This is a genomic window from Pseudomonas sp. HMWF006 (assembly GCF_003061205.1).
GTDB classification, from domain to species: domain Bacteria; phylum Pseudomonadota; class Gammaproteobacteria; order Pseudomonadales; family Pseudomonadaceae; genus Aquipseudomonas; species Aquipseudomonas monsensis.
Map to the genome: position 1 here is coordinate 660 of NZ_QAIU01000572.1, position 5,229 is coordinate 5,888.

Sequence of the window (5,229 nt, forward strand, 5' to 3'; positions counted from 1 at the left end):
TGTCCCTACTTGCCGAAAACACTGAACCTCGCGGCAGGATTCGCATTGACCTTCCAGGTGCATTCGGCCGCCTGCAGGCACTTCCGGTCATTCTGCGGTTTGCCCAGGAACATGCACTGCTGCTGCCGCACATTTCGTTTTCCGACCGTGTCATCGACCCTATCGAGGAAGATGTCGATATCGTCGTACGCATCGGTGGTTCGGACGTTTGGCCCGCCACATTGGGGCACCGCTATCTGGGCAGTGAGTGGCATATCTTCTGTGCGTCTCCCGCATATTTGAGTAAGCACGGCACGCCCTTGACTGATCGCGACTTGGAACATCATCAGTGCATCGCTTACGGCTGGGCGGATGGAACGGTTAGCCCTTGGAGTTTTTCAGGAAAGCATCCGGGCGAAATTGAACGCAGGGCTATAGGCGCAAAGTTCGTTGTGGGAGATGGCGAAGGTTTGGTAATCGCGGTATCGGCGGGATGCGGGATAGCACAGTTACCGTCATGGTTGATCAAACGTCAGCTTGAAGAGGGGACATTGGTTGAAGTGCTTCCCCAGTTGGCAACCGAAGGCCAGGCGATCAATCTGATTTGGCTAAAGAGCCGTCAGGCGCTTCCCAAGGTCAGTGCATTATTGGAGGCGCTTGCCGCTGGTTTGGTACCGTCTGCTAGCAAAATTCAATGACCGCTTAAGGCCGAGGCTGTGTAAAAACGTTTTTCAGCGCGACAGGTACTCAAGCCCGGGCTGAGAATCGCGCTTCTACGTAAAATCCGCACCTGCTGACGTGCCGATAAATTTCAGATTCGAAGTAAACGCGCACACTCCAATTTTGGCGAAGCGTTTTTACGCACTCTGGGTCAATAACGGCCATTCAACTCGACTCGATAATTCCCACCCGACCATGCATCATCAGGCTCGCCACGATCCTGTTGTGGCATCGAAGCGAAAAGTGCAGAACCTGCTCGCCTGCAATAATTAGCCTTTTGAAATGGAAGTCATCTCATGTTAGAACGTAACAAACTGGTTCCGGAGTTAATGGTCACCAACCTAGATAGCAGTCTGGCTTTTTGGGTTTCTTGCTTGGGGTTCAAAATAGCTTATCAACGCCCGGAAGATGGATTTGCGTACCTTGATTTGAATTGTGCTCAAGTGATGCTTGAGCAGGTTGATTCGGACGCGGGTCAATGGCTGACTGCGCCGTTGACTAAGCCGTTTGGAAGAGGCATCAACCTACAAATTGATGTTGAGGCTGTCGCACCTATCATCCAAAAACTTGCTCAGACTGGATTTTCACTCTATCAAGAATGCAAAGACACTTGGTATCGGGCTGAAAATGTAGAAGTAGGCCAGCGAGAATTCATCGTCCAGGATCCCGACGGTTATCTCGTAAGGTTGGTAGAGCGGTTGGGTGAGAGACCGGCTTGCTCAATTTGAAACGGAGCCAAGCCGACCGTCAGCTTCCGGCCCAGAGTGTGTAAAAACGCCTTCGCGAACACTTGCTATGATTTCTGAGGATTTCATCGCAGGGATCGCCCATGAAGCGCTTTATCCAAGGTGAACATCGAGGCCAAGGCACCTTACTTCCCGAGAGCCTCGACGACTACGTCAGCGATACCAATCCGGTGCGCGTAGTCGACGTCTTCGTCGACGAACTCGACCTGGTCAAACTGGGTTTTGACGGTGCCATTCCAGCCGACACTGGCCGACCTGCTTACCATCCCTCGGTCTTGTTGAAGATCTACATCTACGGTTATCTCAACCGCATCCAGTCGAGCCGACGCCTGGAGCGAGAAGCCCAACGCAACGTCGAACTGATGTGGTTGACCGGGCGTTTGATGCCGGACTTCAAGACCATCGCCAACTTCCGAAAAGACAACAGCAAAGCCATCCGAGGCGTCTGCCGCCAGTTCGTCGTGTTGTGTCAGCAGTTGGGACTGTTCGGAGAACATCTGGTCGCCATCGATGGCAGCAAATTTAAAGCCGTCAACAATCGCGACCGCAATTTCACCAGCGCCAAACTGAAGCGGCGAATGGAAGAAATTGAATCGAGCATCAATCGTTACCTGACGGCACTCGATGCTGCTGATCGGCGAGAACCAACAGCTACCGAGCCCAGCGCCGTGCGGCTGGAAGAGAAAATCACCAAGCTCAAAATTCAAATGAAAGAGCTTCAGGCGATCGAAATTCAGCTCAATGAATCACCGGATAAACAGGTCTCACTGACCGATCCAGACAGCCGATCCATAATGACGCGCGGCACGGGAATTGTTGGCTATAACGTGCAGACAGCGGTCGATACGCAGCACCATTTGATCGTTGCGCATGAGGTGACCAACGTTGGTTCAGATCGCGATCAACTCAGCTCGATGGCTAAGCAAGCCCGAGAGGCGATGGCGTCAGAAACGCTGTCGGTAGTGGCTGATCGAGGTTACTTCAAAAGCGAAGAGATCCTGGGTTTTCACGATGCCGGGATCACCGCCTATGTGCCCAAGCCGATGACCTCTGGAGCCAAAGCGGACGGGCGTTTCAATAACGATGCTTTCATCTACGACGCGGCAAAAAACGAATACATTTGCCCGGCGGGAGAAGCACTGATCTGGCGCTATACCAACGTTGAAAAAGGCCTGACGCTGCAACGTTACTGGAGTTCGAAATGCAGGGGCTGCGCGCTGAAAGCGCAGTGCACACCGAGCACGGAACGACGGGTTCGACGCTGGGAGCATGAAGCCATACTGGAGGAAATGCAGAACAGACTGAGCAACGCGCCGGACATGATGCGAGTCCGCAAGCGTACGGTCGAGCATCCCTTCGGGACGCTCAAACAATGGATGGGTGCGACGCACTTCCTGACGCGAAAGCTGGCCGGGGTGGGCGCGGAGATGAGTTTAAATGTGCTCGCCTACAACATGAAACGGGTCATGAAAATCATCGGTGCTCACGGTTTAATGAAGGCGCTGTCGGCATAAAAAGCTGATTTTGGCCCATCCCAGAGACTGTAAGAACAGCGTTGACGTGTTCCAGGTCGCGACTGATGCAATACGCAGCATTTGCCATGCGATCGTTCAGCCACGAACGTCAATGATCCAAGACGATGAAGCCTTGAGCGTTTTTACACACTCTGGGCCGAAAGCGGTCTACTGAGCATTCAATGCTACCGACGCGCTGTGCTTAGTTTGATTTGTTTAGCACCAACTTAACGGTGTCAGAAGGGTAGGGTTGCGGAAATGCCCGAATAGATGCGGAAACGATCCATAGAGAGAGGAGCAAATTTCCTGAATGCCAGAAACGACAAAGCCCTGAATAATCAGGGCTTTGTCGTACATAAGATGGCGGAGGCGATGGGATTCGAACTCATGGACCTGTTACAGTCGACGGTTTTCAAGACCGTTGCCTTAAACCACTCGGCCACACCTCCGTTGCGTTGCGGGCGCCATAATACCTGAATGAAACACACTGTCAAACTCTCTGCATGGCTTGTTACAGAGCGTCTGTTATGATCTTTGCGACTGAACGTTTCAAACCAACAGGAGTGTCGCCATGCGCGAACAGGATTACGCAGTTAATAACAGCGTGCAGGCTGAGCAGCTAGAGGTTAGCCGCGTCCTGCGCAACACTTACGGTCTACTGGCTCTGACCCTGGCTTTCAGCGGTGTGATGGCGTTCGTGGCACAGCAGATGCGTGTGGGCTACCCGAACATCTTCGTGGTGCTGATCGGCTTCTACGGGCTGTTCTTCCTTACCAACAAACTCCGTGACTCCGCGTGGGGCCTGGTGTCCGCGTTTGCGTTGACCGGATTCATGGGTTTCCTGCTCGGCCCGATCCTCAACCGTTACCTGGGCATGCAGGGCGGCGCTGAGTTGGTCAGTTCGGCGTTCGCGATGACCGCGTTGGTGTTTGGCGGTCTGTCGGCCTACGTGCTGATCACCCGCAAGGACATGAGTTTCCTCGGTGGTTTTATCACCGCCGGTTTCTTCGTCCTGCTGGGGGCAACGCTGGCGAGCATGTTCTTCCAGATCAGCGGCCTGCAACTGGCGATCAGCGCCGGCTTCGTGCTGTTCTCGTCGGTGTGCATCCTGTTCCAGACCAGCGCCATCATCCACGGCGGTGAGCGCAACTACATCATGGCGACCATCAGCCTGTATGTATCTATCTACAACCTGTTCGTCAGCTTGTTGCAGATATTCGGCATCATGAGCCGCGACGACTGATCGCCAGACTGGCATCAACAAAAAACCCGCATTTGCGGGTTTTTTGTTGCCTGCTGAAAATGCACCTAGTTGATGACGATGCTGCCATCGGCGTGCTGTTTGTAGACGGTATAAGGCAGTAAAAACGTATCGAGCACCCCGGACGCCGCTGCATCGATGAGGATGCCGAAGTTCGCGTTGTTGTGCTGGAACGTGTCGACACCTTCGCGCACTTCGGCGTTCATCAGGCAGAAGTCGTAGGTCACACCGCTGTAGATCCGTGGCACGGCGCCGCAGTAGCTTTTCTCTCTCTTGAGGCTGTCGGCGGTGTGCTTGTCGCTGCTCACTACGGTTTGCACCGTACCGCAACCATTGAGCACCAACGCCATCAGCATCACTGCATAACATTTCATACCGCCAATCCTTAGCTGGAAAAACCTCAATCTACGCCGAACGGGAAGAAAAAGCACTCAAGCCATCGGCGGCAGCCGGCGCTTGACGGGGGTCTTTTTGACAATCGCGGTATTGGTTTCGGCCAAGGTATTGAGGCGGTCGAGCAGGGTGTCCAGTTGTTCCATCGAACGCACATGCAAGCGGGCAATGAAACAGTCCTCGCCGGTGACCTTGTCGCACTCGGTAAACTCTGGAATCGACAGAATCTGCCGCTCGACTTCCTGCAACTGTCCCGGCAGCGGGCGCACGCGGACGATCGCCTGCAACTGGTAGCCGAAGCATTTGGGGTCAATCTCCACGGTGTAGCCCTTGAGCACGCCGCGCTCTTCCAGGCGACGCAAGCGCTCGGCCACGCTCGGCGAAGACAGGCCGCTGAGTTGCGCGAGCGCCTTGAGTGAGCGCCGCGAATCTTCCATCAAGGCGCCGATCAGGATCTGGTCGATGTCGTCGGTCATAAAAACTCCTGAATTAGGCAACTGAAAGAAACTACCCACTATAAAAAAGGCAGATGGCGAGTTTAGCCTGTTTTTTGCGCTGGAGTGGCCCCGGCTCCACTTGGCATACTTTTGCCACACAAGAGGAGACTGAAATGGAC

At 54.0% G+C, this 5,229-nt stretch carries 6 protein-coding genes and 1 tRNA gene; 4 read left to right on the forward strand and 3 right to left on the reverse strand.

The genetic code is table 11. From position 1 onward, the window contains the following. The 3 genes from DBR24_RS26205 to DBR24_RS26215 form a co-directional block, all read left to right on the forward strand. A partial coding sequence (locus tag DBR24_RS26205; RefSeq protein WP_256591849.1) for a LysR substrate-binding domain-containing protein occupies nucleotides 1-677 on the forward strand: 677 nt, incomplete at its 5' end. A gap of 318 nt (nucleotides 678-995) precedes the next feature. Then, entirely contained in the window at nucleotides 996-1,427 is a 432-nt protein-coding gene (locus DBR24_RS26210; RefSeq protein WP_128616164.1) for a VOC family protein, read from the forward strand. Nucleotides 1,428-1,528: 101 nt separating this feature from the next. Then, nucleotides 1,529-2,959 (forward strand): IS1182 family transposase, encoded by a 1,431-nt coding sequence (locus tag DBR24_RS26215; protein ID WP_128616165.1) that lies wholly within the window; start codon nucleotides 1,529-1,531, stop codon nucleotides 2,957-2,959. A 361-nt stretch (nucleotides 2,960-3,320) separates the two neighbouring features. Here the strand turns inward: DBR24_RS26215 and DBR24_RS26220 are convergent. Then, nucleotides 3,321-3,408 (reverse strand) — tRNA-Ser (locus DBR24_RS26220). A 122-nt stretch (nucleotides 3,409-3,530) separates the two neighbouring features. Between DBR24_RS26220 and DBR24_RS26225 the strand changes: the two genes are divergently transcribed. Next, nucleotides 3,531-4,202: a Bax inhibitor-1/YccA family protein gene (locus DBR24_RS26225; RefSeq protein ID WP_128616166.1), complete on the forward strand. Its 672-nt coding sequence runs from the start codon at nucleotides 3,531-3,533 to the stop codon at nucleotides 4,200-4,202. Nucleotides 4,203-4,267: 65 nt separating this feature from the next. On the opposite strand, the gene DBR24_RS26230 is transcribed toward DBR24_RS26225, so the two are convergent. Beyond that, a complete protein-coding gene (locus DBR24_RS26230; RefSeq protein ID WP_123469139.1) occupies nucleotides 4,268-4,594 on the reverse strand; it encodes a YceK/YidQ family lipoprotein in 327 nt (108 codons plus the stop codon). A gap of 57 nt (nucleotides 4,595-4,651) precedes the next feature. Beyond that, nucleotides 4,652-5,089, reverse strand: a complete 438-nt coding sequence (locus tag DBR24_RS26235; protein ID WP_123469137.1) for an Lrp/AsnC family transcriptional regulator — start codon at nucleotides 5,087-5,089, stop codon at nucleotides 4,652-4,654. Between the last annotated feature and the right edge of the window lie 140 nt (nucleotides 5,090-5,229).

Coding starts and splice junctions, on each gene's coding strand:
- DBR24_RS26210 (WP_128616164.1), top strand. CDS start 996: ATGTTAGAACGTAACAAACTGGTTCCGGAGTTAATGGTCACCAACCTA.
- DBR24_RS26215 (WP_128616165.1), top strand. CDS start 1,529: ATGAAGCGCTTTATCCAAGGTGAACATCGAGGCCAAGGCACCTTACTT.
- DBR24_RS26225 (WP_128616166.1), top strand. CDS start 3,531: ATGCGCGAACAGGATTACGCAGTTAATAACAGCGTGCAGGCTGAGCAG.
- DBR24_RS26230 (WP_123469139.1), bottom strand. CDS start 4,594: ATGAAATGTTATGCAGTGATGCTGATGGCGTTGGTGCTCAATGGTTGC.
- DBR24_RS26235 (WP_123469137.1), bottom strand. CDS start 5,089: ATGACCGACGACATCGACCAGATCCTGATCGGCGCCTTGATGGAAGAT.